General features: G+C 74.1%; 1 protein-coding gene. It reads left to right on the plus strand.

All coding sequences use genetic code 11. The annotated features are described in order from the left end of the window. Positions 1-2: 2 nt before the first annotated feature. On the plus strand, positions 3-644 hold a 642-nt coding region (locus tag AC27KI_RS26690), incomplete at its 3' end, for a CobD/CbiB family cobalamin biosynthesis protein (protein ID WP_487116910.1).

Here is a 644-nt window from a genome sequence, read left to right on the forward strand (position 1 = left end):
CGCTGGCCATCGACCGGTGCTTCGGCGAGCCGCCCGTGGCCGTGCACCCCGTGGTCTGGATGGGCCGCGCGCTGCAGGCCGGCGGCGACCGGGTGGCGCCCCGCGCGCCCACTGCACGCGACTGGCGGTCTTTCGGGCTGGCAGCGTTGCTGTGGTGTGCGCTGGCCGCCGTGGTTTTGATCGTGTCGGCGGTACTGCAGTGGGTGGTGCTGCGCCACGCGCCGCCATGGCTGGCCGCGGTGCTGATGGCGCTGCTGCTCAAGCCGCTGCTGGCCTGGCGCATGCTGCGCGACGAGGTGCTGGCGGTGGAAGCCGCACTGGCCGAATCGCTGGAGGCCGGGCGCGCGAGACTGGCGCGCCTGGTGAGCCGCGACGTGCAGGCGCTCGACGCGGTGCAGGTGCGCGAGAGCGCCATCGAGTCGCTGGCCGAGAACCTCAACGACTCCGTGGTCGCGCCGCTGTTCTGGTTCGCGCTGCTGGGCCTGCCCGGCGCCGCGCTCTACCGTTTCGCCAACACGGCCGATGCCATGTGGGGCTACCCCGGCATGCGCGGCGGGCGCTACTGGCAGTGGGCCGGCAAATGGGCGGCGCGCGCGGACGATGCGCTGTCGTGGCTGCCGGCGCGGCTCACGGCGCTGCTGCTG

It is taken from the genome of Acidovorax sp. KPB24-03, assembly GCF_057546605.1.